This is a genomic window from Morganella psychrotolerans (assembly GCF_965118875.1).
Taxonomy (GTDB): Bacteria; Pseudomonadota; Gammaproteobacteria; order Enterobacterales; family Enterobacteriaceae; genus Morganella; species Morganella psychrotolerans_C.
Window position 1 is genome coordinate 77,104 of sequence record NZ_CBCPJD010000015.1, and the last position, 17,116, is coordinate 94,219.

At 45.1% G+C, this 17,116-nt stretch carries 10 protein-coding genes; 1 reads left to right on the forward strand and 9 read right to left on the reverse strand.

Translation table 11 applies throughout. From position 1 onward, the window contains the following. Positions 1-282: 282 nt before the first annotated feature. The 3 genes from gss to ACMHKJ_RS15010 all read right to left on the reverse strand — a co-directional run bounded on the left by gss (position 283) and on the right by ACMHKJ_RS15010 (position 5,665). Positions 283-2,172, reverse strand: a complete 1,890-nt coding sequence (gene gss, locus ACMHKJ_RS15000; protein ID WP_413495116.1) for a bifunctional glutathionylspermidine amidase/synthase — start codon at positions 2,170-2,172, stop codon at positions 283-285. Positions 2,173-2,434: 262 nt separating this feature from the next. After that, positions 2,435-3,796, reverse strand: coding sequence for a nucleobase:cation symporter-2 family protein (locus tag ACMHKJ_RS15005; protein ID WP_413495118.1), 1,362 nt, complete (start codon positions 3,794-3,796; stop codon positions 2,435-2,437). Between the two features lie 489 nt (positions 3,797-4,285). Continuing rightward, positions 4,286-5,665 (reverse strand): hypothetical protein, encoded by a 1,380-nt coding sequence (locus ACMHKJ_RS15010; RefSeq protein ID WP_413495120.1) that lies wholly within the window; start codon positions 5,663-5,665, stop codon positions 4,286-4,288. Positions 5,666-6,392: 727 nt separating this feature from the next. Here ACMHKJ_RS15010 and ACMHKJ_RS15015 point away from each other — a divergent pair. Further along, positions 6,393-7,223, forward strand: coding sequence for an FkbM family methyltransferase (locus ACMHKJ_RS15015; protein WP_413495122.1), 831 nt, complete (start codon positions 6,393-6,395; stop codon positions 7,221-7,223). A 114-nt stretch (positions 7,224-7,337) separates the two neighbouring features. Here the strand turns inward: ACMHKJ_RS15015 and ACMHKJ_RS15020 are convergent, their stop codons facing one another. The 6 genes from ACMHKJ_RS15020 to tssM all read right to left on the reverse strand — a co-directional run bounded on the left by ACMHKJ_RS15020 (position 7,338) and on the right by tssM (position 17,114). Then, positions 7,338-7,832, reverse strand: a complete 495-nt coding sequence (locus ACMHKJ_RS15020) for a type VI secretion system baseplate subunit TssE (protein WP_413495124.1) — start codon at positions 7,830-7,832, stop codon at positions 7,338-7,340. Continuing rightward, positions 7,822-8,652, reverse strand: coding sequence for a type VI secretion system accessory protein TagJ (locus ACMHKJ_RS15025; protein WP_413495126.1), 831 nt, complete (start codon positions 8,650-8,652; stop codon positions 7,822-7,824). The genes ACMHKJ_RS15020 and ACMHKJ_RS15025 overlap by 11 nt, the downstream gene beginning before the upstream one ends. Positions 8,653-8,671: 19 nt before the next feature. After that, positions 8,672-9,499, reverse strand: a complete 828-nt coding sequence (locus ACMHKJ_RS15030; RefSeq protein WP_413495128.1) for a TagK domain-containing protein — start codon at positions 9,497-9,499, stop codon at positions 8,672-8,674. 3 nt (positions 9,500-9,502) lie between these two features. Next, complete coding sequence (locus ACMHKJ_RS15035; RefSeq protein ID WP_413495130.1) at positions 9,503-9,763, reverse strand: PAAR domain-containing protein; 261 nt, start codon at positions 9,761-9,763, stop codon at positions 9,503-9,505. 60 nt (positions 9,764-9,823) lie between these two features. Beyond that, positions 9,824-12,403 carry a type VI secretion system Vgr family protein gene (locus tag ACMHKJ_RS15040; protein ID WP_413495132.1) on the reverse strand — a complete coding sequence of 860 codons (2,580 nt, stop codon included), beginning with the start codon at positions 12,401-12,403 and terminating at the stop codon, positions 9,824-9,826. An 811-nt stretch (positions 12,404-13,214) separates the two neighbouring features. Then, positions 13,215-17,114, reverse strand: coding sequence for a type VI secretion system membrane subunit TssM (tssM, locus tag ACMHKJ_RS15045; protein WP_413495133.1), 3,900 nt, complete (start codon positions 17,112-17,114; stop codon positions 13,215-13,217). Positions 17,115-17,116 lie beyond the last annotated feature (2 nt).

Below are 17,116 nucleotides of genomic sequence, written 5' to 3' on the forward strand. Positions count from 1 at the left end.
ACTGGATATGTTATAACATAACAATATCGTTTTTTGAGTCTGATAACTACTATTTTTTTAACTTTGTTTTTTATACGGAAAAGAAGAAGAGGATAGAAATGCAGGTAATTGATTGAATATATACCCAACGTCATTCAAGATGCAGGAAGGCGGCAAGGGAGAACAGACGGGGAGCATACATCAGTATGTGACCCGGCTGGATGAGCGCGGCCAACGAACCTGTAGTTTGAATGAATAAGGGTATAAAAACCGACCGGAAGCCCGGCCGGTTACTGTCAGCGATCAGGATTGAGCAAGAAAGGCCTTATCATCCAGAACCCTCAGGGGTTCAATCGCGCTCTCTTTTTTGATGACAAGTGACGGGTCAGAGCGCAGACAAACACCACCATAGTGCCCGCCGACAGTGAATGTACAGACCTGGATATAGCGCTGTGCCACATTAGGCAGACACCAGAGCTGCTGGTAAACATTCTCCTGACCACCAAAGTTACCGCTGGTTTCATCCAGCATTTTATCCCGGCTGTCCACCAGCCCGATATTGTTGCCGCAGCGTCCGGCAATCGGCTTCACGGCATAGCCGGTACGGCGCAGTTCATCACTGATTTCGAACTCCGTATCCAGCAGATAAGGATGGTGCGGAAAAAGTGACCAGAGGATCGGAAGAATGGCTTTATTGCCGGGAATGACTGTCCATAACGGCTCAAAAACACTGATTTCAGGTCGCAGCAACACATCAATCAGCCGGACATCATTATGGTGCGGATGCCCGGTACGGATTGGCAGCGCAGAGTGTACGCGGTCACTTTCACTCTCTTTGCGCAGTTGCTCAAGTGCAGTTTCCCATGCCCAGGTTTTCCAGACGCATTGCAGCACGCGCCCTTCGCCATCAATCACCTGTCCGGTTTCATTCCAGGTCAGTTCATCCAGCCCGTGAATAATCCGGCATCCGTAACCTGCGGCAATAATGGTTTGCGCCATAAAGAGCGCATGGTAATTCTCCTCACCATCCTGGTCCTGCATGATATGAATAAACGGTTTTGCTGAGGTATGTTTCCAGGTGTCGGTCAGAATATCACGGAGATCTTCCCCCGGATCACGGCCTTCGGTCAGTCCGCCCTGCTCCGCCCATCGTTTGATAATAAGGCTGGTTTCTGTATGGCAGGATGCGGAGTCTGCATTATATTCATAGACTTTCAGCCCCCGCTCATCCATACAAAAATCCAGGCGTCCGGTCACCATATCATGACGTCGTCCCTGCCATGAACGGCGCAGTCGTGGCCAGAGGATCTCAGGGATATTGAACAATTTAAGCAGATTATCATCTTTCAGGACTTTTTCTGTGGCATGCAGATACATCAGGTGAACTTCATTGGTCGCCTGAATCAGTGCGTGTTCTGCAGTATCTGAAATAGTGAAATACTCATGGGGATCTGCATTCAGAATGCATCCCTTTTTAGCATTGATATAGGTCTGTTCCAGCGGATCCGATTCATTCAGCCATGTGCCGGTGAAATCGGCGCTGTCGCTCAGTCGCGCAGCATGAAGTGTCAGCAGCTCAGGATTAATTACCGGCTCATGATAAGCGTGCTCATCATCATCCGTCTGAATCATCCAGCCAAGAATATGTGTATCAGAGAACGTATCCGTCAGTGTGTAACAGCCATTTTCGATTGTCATTGGTAATTCACGGGTCCATTGCTGACCCTGCGGTAATTTATGATGAATAACATTCTGTTCCGCAACCCGGACTTTACCGGCACAAACCTGAGTGATAACCGCCACATGACCTGTGCGCTCAAACTCCCCGCGCGCCTGCCAGATAAGCAGACTGCCCGCGACTGGTTTCCGCCGGCTGCCGTTAGTAAAAGCGCGCAGCGGCAAAATACCGTCGTCCGTTACATGACGCAAAAAACGCAGTGAAAAAATCTCATGCGCCATGCCGACATCAGTAAATACCACACCGTAATTGAGATACAAAAAGCGGCGCGAAAATTCAACACACTGCCATTTATATCCCATGTATTCATTGCCGATATAACTGCGGAAAGAGATATCATCCTCTTTCTCCGCGTCAGTCATGGAATCGTAATCTGATGAATAGATAGCCACACCACCGGGCGCATAGCCCAGCAATGCCCCGAAAGGTTCATGCTCCGTGATTGTTATACTCATAATGCGGCCTTACTAAAATTATTTATACCCTTATTCATTCAAACTACAGGTTCGTTGGCTACGCTCAGCTATCCGGGTCACATACTTGTGTATGCTCCCCGTCTATCTTCCCTTGCCGCCTTCCTGTAGCTTGAATGACGTTGCGTATAGATTGCACATATGTGCTTGCTAATAATTCAGTATACGCCCGCTCATAAAAAAACACCGGGGCTTTTCAGCACCGGCGCCAATTACTCTGTCGGGTTATATTTTGCGATTTAACTCACAAAGCCGGACTTTCTTTTTTCGGATGATAACCATTAAAAAAGACATTCAGCACAACAGCACTGACAGTTGCCAGTAGTATCCCGCTGTGCAGTAATGGCTGTAAAAATAGTGGTAATTTGGCAAAGAATCCGCTGGATAATGTCGGTGTCAGACCAACCCCCAGACTTATCGCCACAATATAAAGATTGTAGGAATTCCCGTTGTAGTCCACACGGGACAAAATGCGGATCCCGGTCGCCAGCACCATGCCGAACATCACCAACCCCGCGCCACCCAACACAAATTGCGGAATAGAGGCGATAATCACTGCCATTTTCGGCAGCAGCCCGAAGATTATCAAAATCACGCCGGATGCCACACACACCCAGCGGCTGTGAACTTTTGTCACGCCCACCAGCCCGACATTCTGAGAAAATGAGGTATGCGGGAAACTGTTAAATAAACCACCGATGATAGTTCCTATTCCGTCCACCCGCAGTCCGCGCACCACATCGTCTTTGGTAACAGGTCTGCCGACAATTTCACCCAGCGCCAGGAACATCCCCATTGATTCAATGAAAACAATCAGCAGTACAATACTGAGCGTGATAATAGAGACGGGCTCAAAAGTGGGTGTTCCCAGCGCCATCGGCGTGACAAATTTAAACCATGGCGCATCGGCATAGCCGTCAAAACTCACTTCATTGCACAGCAGCGATAACACAAAACCAAAGATGATCCCCAGCAATACCGAGATATTGCACAGAAAACCTTTACAAAAACGGGTGACACACAAAATACACAGAAGAACAGCAAAGGAAATACCGAGGTAGAGCGGATGACCATATTCGGGATTGCCTTTTCCGCCTGCCGCCCAGTCAATGCCCACCTGCATAATACTCAGACCGATAGAGGTGATAACAATGCCGGTAACCATGTTCGGGAAAAGCGGCATCATTTTTCCCATCAACGGCACAATCAACGTGGTAATAATCCCGGCGGCAATAGTTGCGCCAAAAATCCCCATCAGACCGATATCCGGATTTGCCCCGATAGCCAGCATCGGCGTTACCGCGGCAAAGGTCACCGACATAATCACCGGCAGGCGGATACCGGCAAATTTACCGATACCAATACACTGAAGCAATGTGACAATCCCACAGCAAAACAGATCCGAGCTGATAAGCAGGGTCACAACCTCCTTACTCAGCCCCAGCCGGTCACCGATTACCAACGGCACCGCTACCGCACCGGCATACATCACTAACACATGTTGCAGCCCTAACATCAGTAACTTACCGGTGGGCAGTATCTCTTCAACTTCGTCTATAACGGGTTTTACCGGTTCCTGCGCTTGATCCACACTATGATTGCTCATGAAACAGACTCCCTTACAACCGGGGCCCCCCGGCTTCGATTCGAAGATCGCGGAAAATGACACCCGGCAGCAGGGTGTCTCACTGTGATTCACATTGAGAACAAACCCGGCCCGGCATCTGTTCATCATTTAATCAATTGAGCAAAATCCAGACCAAACCCGGTTTCAGGCAAAATAAAAGCCGCATTCCGTGACGGCATGCGGCTTTTTGTACCTGATTGCGACATAAAAACGCGATGCATCCCGCATTTTTATTGATCGTATTTTATGTAATATTTCAGGCAGGTAACGGTGATAATCGATTGCCTTCTCAATTTAATAATGTCGTTATCACATTGATATCGGGATTTCTCCGGCTGTTTCTGCCGTTTATTTCTTACCTCTGAATCAATCAGTAAAAATACAATAAAAAAACGGTCTGCCGGTATTATTCCCGGCAGACCGTTTTACATTCGGCTCAAATGAGCAAAACGGACAGAATAGTAGCAATCAGAACAGTGTGGTATGCGTTTCCGCTAACAGCGTGAGATCCGGACTGACCATATCATGAGCAATAAACTCCGCCGGAGACAACGTATCGTTCTGCACGTACTCCGTGACACCATTTTGTACGGCGGATTCCTCATTGCCGGGTAAATGTTGCAGCAGATGATCAACAGTCAGTGAATCCTCATTATCAGATAATAAATCATCCGGTAATAATGGCGATCCCACATCATCATTCTCTGGCTGTACCGGTAGTTCAGTTCCGTCATGCTGACCTGTCGTGTCATACATGATTTTAAACACATCAGAGTCAGGTCCGGTCAGACCATTACCTTCAACACATGCAGTGTAATTATAGGTATGACTTTCTTCAAAGCGCCCGGTGACATCATTAAATGTCCATTTACCATCATCATTCACTGTTGCATGACCAATTTTGATCCCGTCACGAAATACCGTAACCGTCTGATCCTCACTGAGAACACCCTCAATATGTCCGCTTAACACAGGGGTTACCACTGGGTTTTCCGGGTCAGGCAGACCTGAATCAGTCACCGCATCAATATTTACAACGGTAGTAATCGCCGGTGAAATATCGGTGTTACCGTCATCTTTGCCGTCAGTGCCGGGCTCTTTGCCGTCAGTGCCGGGTTCTTTACCGTCGGTACCGGGTTCTTTGCCGTCAGTGCCGGGTTCTTTGCCGTCAGTGCCGGGTTCTTTGCCGTCAGTGCCGGGTTCTTTGCCGTCAGTGCCGGGTTCTTTGCCGTCAGTGCCGGGTTCTTTACCGTCAGTGTCGGGCTCTTTGCCGTCGGTGCCTGGCTCTTTGCCGGTATTTCCGTTATCTTTACTGCCTGAGTCTGTATTACCGTTTGATGAGTCATCATTATTATGATTATCACCTGACTTATGGTCTTTTGATACGGCAACCGCAGCACCCGCGGCGGCTGTCAGACCGAGGAAAGCCAGTAACTCCCAGCCGATACCGGATGATTCCCAGGTAATCGGCGCCAGGATCTTGTCACCCTGCTGCTGAACGGATGCTTGCTTATCGGCCATATTACCGATGTTGTCATGCTCCACCGCAGACTGAGGCGTATAATCATGAACCTGCTTACCCGCCGTTTCTCCGATAATCTGTCCCGGAACCAGATAATAATCCTCAATAATAATGGATGGCTCTTCTTCACCCATCAAAAATAATTTCAGATTATTACCATCACGAACCATAATCACTTTCTGAGGCGCCGCACCGGTTTGTTTATCCACTAATACATAATCCACACCGGGGATGGCCTTCAGTACACTTACCCCATTTTTTACGGATGGGCCGGCTTTTTTCGTAATGCGGGTTGTTTTATCAACAACACCTATAACGATAGGCATGTTACGTAACTCCTGTATATAAAATGAAGCAGATGCCTGTCGAATAAATCTCTGATGAATAAGATCTGATTATTCCCTGACATAGCGATTGGTTTTGCATCATTATTTATTAGCTGTAGCAGTATATATAACAAGAACACTCTATTTTCATAAATATGTATACTCTGTATAATCCGGGATGCCTGCAAGTGTCAATCTGAGCGTAGTCAACTACCCGGGTATACTGAAGCATCACCTGCATATAATGTCAGTGTCACTGCAATAGTGAGACCGATTTTACATACAAAGGAAGGTAAAATAAATCATGTTTTTTATCCGGTATATTCCTAAATATATCCTGCCATCCACACCAGTCATAAAAAATACGCATATCATTTTCATGATAAGACAAAACACCCTGCATATGATGTTTTTATTTTAATAACAGACATTGTAAAAGCAGATAGGAGATGATTGCACCAATGGATTTTCAGTGAAATAAAATAAAACATCACTAACAGTGAAAATATCCGGAATTATCTTATAACCAACCATTAGTTAATTTTATTATAAAAAACCATCTTACTGATTTTAAATGCATTTAATAAAACATGCTGATTTTCATTAAACACACATCAGGCACAACTGATTTTCGTTAATTCAGGTATAATGTTATTATTGCAGGACAATCATTTTCATTATAGCCCGCACAATAGAGTGCCTGTAAAGAGCACCTGGATTTTAAGTCATGGAAAATAATACATCACGTGAATGCGATATCTATACAACCAGTGACGGCTGCCACTACCTGCTCACGTCCGGTCCGGATTATATTAGTACCCGCCTGCGTAACGGTGAAGCCTGGGAAGAATTTACTGTTAACACCTGTAAAAAATTAACAGAAGATATTGATTCTGCTGTTCTGATTGATATCGGCGCTAATTTAGGTGCATGGTCAGTACCGATGAGTAAACATGTCAGCAAAAAAAATGGCACAGTTTACGCTTATGAACCTCAGCGTCAGGTATATAACCAACTTTGTGGAAATATATTTTTAAATAAAATAACCAATTGCTTTACATTTAATTCTGCAATAGGTGACCATAATGGTGAAATTGACGTTCCTGTTTTAGATGCATTCGCAGATCCTAATCTTGGCGCTCTGTCACTGGATATCGATATACTTAAAGAGCAACGTGCGACACTACCGGAAAAAACAGTAAAAGTTCAGATAAACACCCTGAATAATCTGAATCCACCTCTGGCTCATTTAGTTAAAATAGATGTGGAAGGCATGGAACTGGAAGTCCTTACCGGTGGAAAAGAGTGGTTAATAAAATCAGGATATCCTTATATTCTTTTTGAAGCCTGGGGTGACTACATGAAATCCACAATAGAAAAGAAAAAGAAAATACTGACGTTACTGAAAGATGAACTGGGCTATGAAGTGCTGGAAATTGGCGAGTTATATATTGCACAGCACAGTGAAAACCCGGGACCAAAGGTATTTAGCACAGAAAATGGCTATAAAATAAAAAAAGAAACCATCATGTATGGTATGGATTTCCTGTCAATGTAATTAAAATAAAAAGGGCATATCATAATATGCCCTTTTTACCGGGATCTGATACCACACTTAAAACGTAATAAAGATCAGGAGATGATATTAATTTCCCTGTCATATGAGAAAGACTTACCGGTAACTTAAACTAACCTGCTGCGTTTCCATATCATACGTTCCGTTAATACGTAAATCTAACGGATAAGGATCCCAATAAACCAGGGTTCTTATTTCAAAAATGATCACTCCGTATTGAGCATACTGGTCTTTATCCGCCAGGGGTGAAATAATCAGTGAGTCCGGAATAATTCTGCTTTCAAAACGTAATATCGCATTACGTAGTTTTTCTTCGACCTGTTCCCAGGTCAATTGGCGGGCATACGCCCCGGTTAACGGAGCGATGCCATAATTAATAACTGAGTCTACAACCGGCGATTTACTGTAACGCTGTAATTGCCCTTCTGTATTTTCAGTGCCGAGAATATTAAGAAGATCACGCAATATCACCGAACGCATTTTACGCGAATCGAAATAAAATTTATCGACAGGCTCACGCCGCTCTTTCGGATGTTCATCAATCAACCGATCAAGCAATGCAGGCAGATATTGTTTTTTGTTATCCAACATTTTCGGTTTCAGTATTTGCCATTACCATAGAAACTTTATTCAGCTCAGATAACGGATATTCACCCATATCAGTGATAACCATTTTCCCGCCTTTACCTGTCAGGAAATATTCAGAGATCTGATCCCACTGAGTTTCAAAACCCAGTTTGATTTTATCACTGTCTGTATCACGGACAGGATAGCGAGCCGGGATATAGCCATAAAAAATATCACTTTTGACTTTAACCTGAGCATGAATCCAAATAAGATCCAGCAAATCGCGGGGTTTTACAATATTGATGGTTTCAATGTCTGCAAACGGAACCCAGCGATAACCACCGGCAACAATAAATTCGCAAATCGGCCCTAAACGGCTGTCGTTATCTGCCATCCAGGCAAAATCACCAATCGTTTCACCACTACCGCCAACAGCCGGGGCATTTTCAAATGCCTGCAAACGCAATGCTTCTGATTTATCTAATTTATTTTCAATCAGTAATTTATTCGCTTCCCAGATAGATTTCATCCACTCAGGTAATTCCTGCTGCAGCGTCATTGGCTCACGCTTTCCTTTCAGGATCTCTTCACGTAAAATTTCGCTGAAGACTAAATTTTTATACAGCTCAAGCTGCTTATCATCATTGTGATCATCAATTAATGACCATGTTTCCAGCTGAACCATTGCCTTTTCCCAATAACCTTTCAGGCAATAGAGTTTAAACAGTGTTTCACGAAAAACTAAGTCACTCGGCTGTTGTTTTACCTTATTAAGCGTCTCTTCAAAAAATTCATCCAGTGATGAACCAGAGAGAATATCAGAGAGTTTTTGCGTTGTGGCCATTATCAAAATCCTTAATTAATTATAAACGGCTATCTAAGCCTAATTTATAGAGTTCCTTCGAAACAAGTGATGAAACCGAGTCTTTTGCATACGGAATAATTCCATCCGGAGCCAACATTCTGAGAATGTCGTAATCCTCATGCTCATCCTGTGTTAAATCGACTTCTTCCATAGTTGATAGTTCGCGCCAGACACGTTCCATAAATGCGGACGTTTCAAAAATACACTCAGTCAGATTCAGGTCTTTTATTTGCTCACAAAGTGAATCAAAACTACCATCATCGTCTGTTGTTAATTTTGCTTCCTGTGCAGTGCTATCTTCATTCTGAAGAGAATCAATTTCTCCCCATAAAAGAAATTTCTTATATTCAACTTCCAGTTTTTTTAATGCATCTCCATTTTTTCTGCTTTCTTCACTTGCATATTCCATTGAAATAAATCCCGCACCCTGCGGTAATATTTCGTGAATTTCAATATTACTGAAATCTATTTTTGTCGGTGTCAGCTCAGTTAAAGCTTCAATAACAGACGCTGACTGACTATTTTCAGCTGCAACAAATGAAAGCGAAAAATGTCCGATCTGAACCGTAGACCCATATATTAAACGGACTTTTGTACCAAAAGGAACCTGCTGTTTATTTACAAAACACACCAGGTCCTGGCAGGTATTCTGTAAAACCGGCCCCGTATTGGTGTAATAAAATAAAACATCAGTATCCTGATCGTTCCTGGACTGTAATGATACATTCGCAGTGAATGCATTAATAATCACCGGATTATCAATGGTATTTTGTTCAGTCAGTTTGACCGACCCTTTCCGGGTCGGCCAGTTAAAATGCAATAACATGATTCAATGACCGATAAAAACGTTACATGAACCACTTGAAATAACAGTACCACACCCGCCACAATCTCCTGCACGGGCAGCCGGAATATTGTTTACAAAGACAGAACATGAAGCACTGGATATACAACATTTAACGTGGATAGAGCAGCAAACCGGTGCTCCGATAAATGTTTGCGGAATATTATTGGTTGTTACATTACATGACCCTGCTTCCACACATCCGCCGTGACAGGCAACATCACCCATTCGTGCTGCTGGTAACATATTCTCTCCTTATACTTCCATATTTGTGCAGGGATATAGCCCCCTGAGGGGCTATACCGATCAGAACGGTATTGATCCCGATACTGTTATGCTTGGGTCTGGTGTCGTTATCGGCGGCGTTACCGTCGTTATCGGCGGCGTTACCGTCGTTATCGGCGGCGTTATCGTCGTTATCGGCGGTGTTATCGTCGTTATCGGCGGCGTTATCGTCGTTATCGGCGGCGTTATCGTCGTTATCGGCGGCGTTATCGTCGTTATCGGCGGTGTTATCGTCGTTATCGGCGGTGTTATCGTCGTTATCGGCGGTGTTATCGTCGTTATCGGCGGTGTTATCGTCGTTATCGGCGGTGACTCTGTCGTAATTACCGGCGACGTAGCCGTTGCCGTTTCAGTTGGCGGCGGTGTTGGTGGCTGTTTTGTCGGTACAGGAACAATTGCAAAGAAGAAGAATCCCGGTAACCCCGGTACTGCCGGCGCAGCGATAGCTACCGGGCTGCCCGGCTGTGTACCAAACCCACGGGCATGAGCATTATCTCCCGGGTTAATTTCAGTACAGGCACCATCGATAATCAGGCCACTTTTAGCTTTAATTTTGATAGAGTCAGCGGTAATAACCAACGACCCCAGACAACCAATAGCCAGCTCCCCGCCGGATGTCAGTGCAAATGCACCACCAACACCCATCTGCATCGCACCGCCAACCGCAATGGAGTGGTAACCTCCGACGTTAGTTGAATACGCACCTCCGACGTTGATAGCATAAGCGCCACCTACGTTCATCGAGCTGGCCGCCGCAATATTAACGGCGTGTGCAGCACCAAAGTTACCTAAATAAGCGCCGCCGATAATAACCGTATCTGACAGACCAACAACACGGTTTGATAACCCGACAACATCCTGACTGTAGTTTGCACCCACAATCTCACTGCGGTTTGCACCAACCATGTTGCTTTTGTTAACGCCCACCGTCTCACTACGGTTTACCCCGATGGTCGAAGCAGAATTCACACCAATGGTTTGAGTGTGGTTCACACCAATTAACTGATCTTCATTCAGTTTTGTTACGCGGTGCATATTTCGTTCGGCTTGTTCCCAGTACTCTTCAAGCCCCGGTTTATCGTCGAAACGAATACCGTTATAGTTGGTTTTACCTCCGCCGATGGTCCGGCTGATCAAACCACTTTGCGTACGGTTTGCCGGCAAATCCCATGGTGGCGGTGTCACGTTGTTATACAGACTGCCGATAATCATCGGACGATCAGGATCTCCGTGCAGGAAGTCAACAATCACCTCCTGGCTAACACGCGGAATATAGATCCCACCGTAGTTATCCCCGGCCCATGCCTGACCAACCCGGATCCAGCAGGAGTCAGCATCCGTATTATCGCCATAGCGATCCCACAGGAAACGAACTTTTACGCGGCCGTATTCATCAGTCCAGACCGTTTCACCTTTTGGCCCCACAACCAGTGCTGTTTGCGGACCATGAGTAACTGGTTTGCTAATTGTCTGTGGCGGACGATACACTTTTGTTGTCGGTTGAACCACAAAGCTGGTATAGATGCTGAAGCCGTCACTGTCCGTCTGCTGGTTAATTTCTGTCGCACGCAACTGGTTGGAAATAACCAGATATTCACGGTTTGCTTTCGACTGCGGGAAATTCGACATCGTAAATGTCGTACCGCAAACCACGGAGCGGATTTCACCGGAACCAGTAGAACGAGCACCAAGACAACCTTGTTCTTCACTGCGCACACGCGCCAGGAATTCACCCACACCCGGATCATCATAGTCACCCGGCCATTGGTACATTTCAAAGTTGTTATAGTTAGTTTTACGCGGCTTTTTATCCAGTGCGGAAATATCTGCACGGGATTTTTTAAAGTCATAATCCGATGTCAGCCATTGCCCCGATGTAATTGTTTCCTGAGCATGGAACTGATCAATATATTCCTGACCATCTTTCGGCTTATCTGATTCATAGCGCAGCTTATGGTAGGCAGGGCTGATGGTGCGTTTATGAGCACCGACGTGGTCAACCAGCACCAGGCGGTTTTTCATATCGTCATGTTCAAAGAACCAGTAAATACCCCACTCTTCCATCAGGCGCTGGATGAAATCAAAGTCCGTTTCACCATACTGAACCTGGAAATCGAGCGGCGGATACAGCGCCGACAAGCGCTTTTCAATCGGGAAGTGATAGGTTGATAACACTTCATCAATAATATCGACGACTGATTTCTGCTGATAAATTTTATAGTCAGACGTCAGTGTGGTCAGGTTGAGCCAGGGACGTACGATAAACTCATACATTGCCTGATTTTCATCCCGGCCGACAAAACGGGCCCGCTCAACAAGACCTGAGATCTCACGATGACCTTTACCGGTTCCGCGCTCAGTGTCCAGTCCGTTACCATCAAGTTCGATGGTGACTGTCATCTGCTGGCCGATAAATTTCTTCAGATCCAGATTTGCCGCGGTCTGCCACGGAATGTTCGGGTTTGCGGGTGTTTTCGCAACCACCTTATACTGATACAACGTTGAAAGGGCTTCCTCGCCCTCAAACGTCGATATTGCTAATCCCGGCTCACCCAGTAAGTTGGGCATTGCCGAGCAATGCAAGGTTAATGTTCGAGGCATATTCACACCTAATTGGTTTGATACAAATCAAATTTGTATTAAGCTCATAATTAAACGGAGACATCCATGTTTCTGATGTCTATTTTGACTGAGTCTAAAATGTTTCCCTGCCGATTCAGACGCCATAGCCAGGCAGAGTCAAAAGACTTAATACAATAAGGCCAATTCATCCATGGCATCGCGCTAACCCCTCCATTGTCATTGATATTACAATCCAGATAAGTCGTTTCAGATATAAGTACGTCCAGGTTGTTCTTAAACTGAAACTGTGACTTTAAGAGTACTGACTCCCATAACGGTGAGTAATATCGTTGCAGCGACGTAACCCAACTTCTTAATTTCTTTTCATCTATCACACTGTTTTCATTTTCAATATGAAATGCTATTATTCTGGAACACCAAAAAATAACATTAGATATATTACTCAAATTCTTAATCATCCATTTATCTGAAGTCTTTGTGTACAGAACAATGCATTTCCCATCGTCGAGAAGGCTGAAAGCACCAAGATAAAATGTGTCTTTCTTTACTGATGCCGGTACAACAAAACACCACGGAAAATGTTCAGCAATCACCTTACTATTCAGTGAATGATTTATATTCAAATGGCTGCATTGCCGGATAACACGCTGAATCACGTGATTACTCTTCCGTTTTTTTCTTCCGGAACTATTTCCTAAGCCTGAGAAAATTATTTTTATTTTCATAATGAGCAGCCATTTATCAATATAAAGAAATTGCTCTAATAATTAATAGGAAAAGTCCACAATTAAATAAGTGGACGAACAGTCTTAATTATAAATACCTATCATTAAATAGAAGTCGGACATCTGAATTTCTTTAACATTGTATTAATCGGCTTTCCTTTATAGTTCAATCCATTGATATTTATGCTGACCTTCTGATCACCAAACTTATAAACCATTATCTGTTTAGCGGCTGATGTCATTTTCTGCTCGCTGGCCATATCCATCCAGCGTAATAACGACCACTCTCCCATGAGCACCCGTTCATCACTACTTTCTGCGTTATCTGCAGAAACGGAATTCATCGTAATCGTATTTTCAGAATCCGCCTCAGGCCATTTAAATGATTTTGGCCAGACCGGCCCGTGTTTATACGTCAGATTTGTACCATTAATATTCATGCCAAACTGCAATATCCTCGGCGACAGGGCCGGAATACTTGCAGTAAAACTAAATGATATGTTTTCACTCATCCCATTACGAAAAAAAGCTTTTTTGATCTCCTGGGCCTGCTCGAAAAAACGCAGAACCTCCTTATCTTCATTTCCGCGGAGATCTTCGCGCTTATAGCGCCATGGTGAAGTCGTGGTATCAACCAGCTTCACCATATTCTCTTTAAAATAGGCATCAACGATGCCATTCGGCCCGAAAAAGACTTCGAACTCCTCAAGACTGACTTCCTCTTCGCTGTTTGCAAAGGGATAGCTTCCCTGAAAAGAGGCGACACACATGTCGCCTAATTCAAGTTTTACTGCTTCATTGCTCTGCGCGGTAAATTGCTGGCTGAGCTTTGTTGATATCCCGCCCAGCAGCGGCATGATTATCGCTTTAAGCGGTGCCGGCCAGAGCCTGGACTCCGCTTTCAACCGTTTTTCAGCTTCTGACGGAAACGGCAGCGCACTTCCGTCTTCCATGGTTGATTCTTTAATAACCAGATAGTTATGTTGATCACCTAACATGTTGATAATTTTAACTAATCCGTTATCACTACCCTGACCGGCCTGCATCACCCTGTTGCCCGGTTTTGGTGATGTATCCAGATTAACTAACCGATGCAGCGCAGCAAACCGGCGATCCACATTGTCGTACAGGATCTTTTTCTCACGTTGTGATAACGCATCTTTTACTGTTTTAATATCTTTCAGGTTACGGGCAACCGATCCCATCCGTCCGGTAGTCAGATTCCTGCCTGCCTGCGTCTGGGAAAGATCCGGCATTTCAGATTCCTGTTTTGCAAAATCAACCGATACCGCAGTCTCATGTGCGATCTGCGTCATCATGTCAATCAGCGGAGAATCCGGCGAGCTGAGGATTTGCAACGCATACATATCAAACGTTGTATCGTTTCCCACCGCCCCGTCCGGGACCAGTTTTTTTAACTGGATCCCGTTAAGGAACTGATTCCACGTTGCCACATATTCCTGAAGATAGAGCTTCAGAACGGCTTCTTCGGTTTCCGTCATATAGAAGCCGTCCAGTTGCTTAATCTCAACTTTACGGCCTTCGTTTTTTTGTCCGGTGATCCAACTATCCTCAGACTGGATAGTTTTCACATACTCTGTCAGTTTTTTTTTAAAAACCTGATGATAGCCGGCATTGGTAAAAATGCCGGGAATACCATTAACTGCGAGTGTTTCATCGCTGACTTCCAGAATACTGCCTAACTGATCACCACTAAGCTTATACAAGGTTATGTTCTCAGGCGCCTCTGTCATCGCCTGTTCTTTAACCTTTTGATACAGGCGGGAGGCTAACGGCTTTTTTTGCAGAACCACACGGGCTGCCGCAACAAGACGGTCATTAATCTCTGAGTTGTACTGATTCCATTTCGGATCGTTAAACAATTCTTCCAGATGAGAAACAAAGACAATAGTCTGACCATAATTCTCAATCATATGTGTTGTCTGTGCTTCTTCTGTCAGTGATTTAATCAGGTAATCTTTATCAAATTTCCCTTCACCGTGCAGAATCAGATACGTTTTAAGCTTATCGTAAATAATGTCCTGGTTATCAGTCGTCACCGCATCAAACAGGGACTTCTCTGCCATTTTTTCCAGAGAGAAAAGCAGCCAGCGTTGCAGGAAATACTGATAAATCTTGTCCGATTCTTCCTGAATATCAAACCCGACATACAGGCCGTAACGATAAGAGAGACGCGGATCTTTAAAGTCAAACACACCCAGAACCGGAATATCCTGCGTCAGTGACAGCATTTTCGCCAGCAGACCGTCGCTGTTCGTTTCCAGATACTCATTCACGACTGTCGATACCTGTTCGACTTTCTCGTTCGCTTCATCCAGATAGACACGGTTATTGTGATAACTGTTCACCAGTGCATAACATAACCAGATAGTCAGCAGGATACATAACAGATGTCCGGCAAGCGTCTGGAAACGGTACTTCGCAGTCAGTGCCAGGTTATAGCGCACCAGATTGCGATCACGGATAAAGTTATCAAACAGCTGTTTCAGAAAGAAATGCTTACCGTTGACGGTTTCCTGAACGAGACGATCTTCCGTATCCTCAGCCTTATCAGTAATAACATCTTTACCTTCCAGGCTGCTCGCCATATCACGCCATTTCTGAACAATGGTATGCGGATTAAGCAGTGACTGCATCGTTGACTGCGTGCTGCTGGCAAAGTAAATACCGCGCAGTGACGTATATTTCTGCGTGTCATCATAGCGGGATGGTGAGAAAACATTCTGACCAAACTCGGTGATGGCATCCGCCAGTAAACGGAAATCCTGTGGCAGCTGATACATGCGTTTACGCGTGGTGACATCATATTCATCCAGCATACGTGCGGTCATATCTTTATCGAGGCGGCTCTCCAACCCGGATAATTCATTGCGCAGGACATCGCGGATCTCGACAACTGCATCCGATTTCTTCTTCTTCTCACCGAACGGCAGTGTGAAGCCCCAGATCTGATCACGCTCTTCGAGTGTCAGGGACCGGAAGTATTCATCAAAACCGGACACCATATCCATTTTGGTGATCAGTACATACACCGGGAAGCGGACACCTAACTCATGACGCAGAAAATCCAGCTGTGTTCTGAATTTTGACGATAATGCATACAGCTCTTTTTTATCTTTGCCCATCAGATCAGTGACAGGAATTGTCACGACCACACCGTTGAGTGATTTCAGCGGACGGTTTTTCTTGATGGCTTTAACTAAGGCATCCCACTCACCGCTGTTTTCATCAAGTTCATTGATGTATTTACCGGAAGTATCAACAAAAATAGCTTCGTTGGTAAACCAGCATTCACAGTTTGTGGTCGGGGTGCTCTCTTTAGAGACACGCAGCAGTTGTTCCGGCAGCGGGAATTCCTGACCCGATGACAGGATAGCGGTGGTTTTCCCTGCGTCCTTCGGACCCAGCATCATGTACCACGGCAGGTCGTAAACTACTTTTTTGGGACGCCAGAAATGGCTCCAGCGGGAAATTTTGCGACCGGTGTATGCGACATACCGTGCGGCGTTGTTAATGATAGCAACAACCTCGCGGTAACGTTCCACCCTTACGGAATCGTCTTTTCTGCCTTTAAAGAAGCGATCCAATTTTTCCGGATTGAAGCGCAACATAGAGATCAGCAGCCAGACGCAATACAGCAGCGTCGCCAGCGTGATAACGCCGATAACAATCAGACGCGGGGTCGTCTCCTCAAAAGGATAAGACTCGCCAAGCAACAGGTATGGCGAGAAAACCCAGAATGTGACGCAGACCGTCAGTACCCCGAGCAGGAAACACGGAACACGGCACCATAGCCCGACAAATACGACAGCCAGCAACACGATATACGTGATCCGTGATGTGCTGTCTTCGAGCGGACGGATTTCGCCGTAGCCGAATGTCGGTCCCAGGTACCATATAATGGCGGCTAATAACAAAAAGAAGAGAAAAATCAGGACTCTTTTTGTAAACCGTAGTGCAAATGTTCTATTCCAGAATGACATTT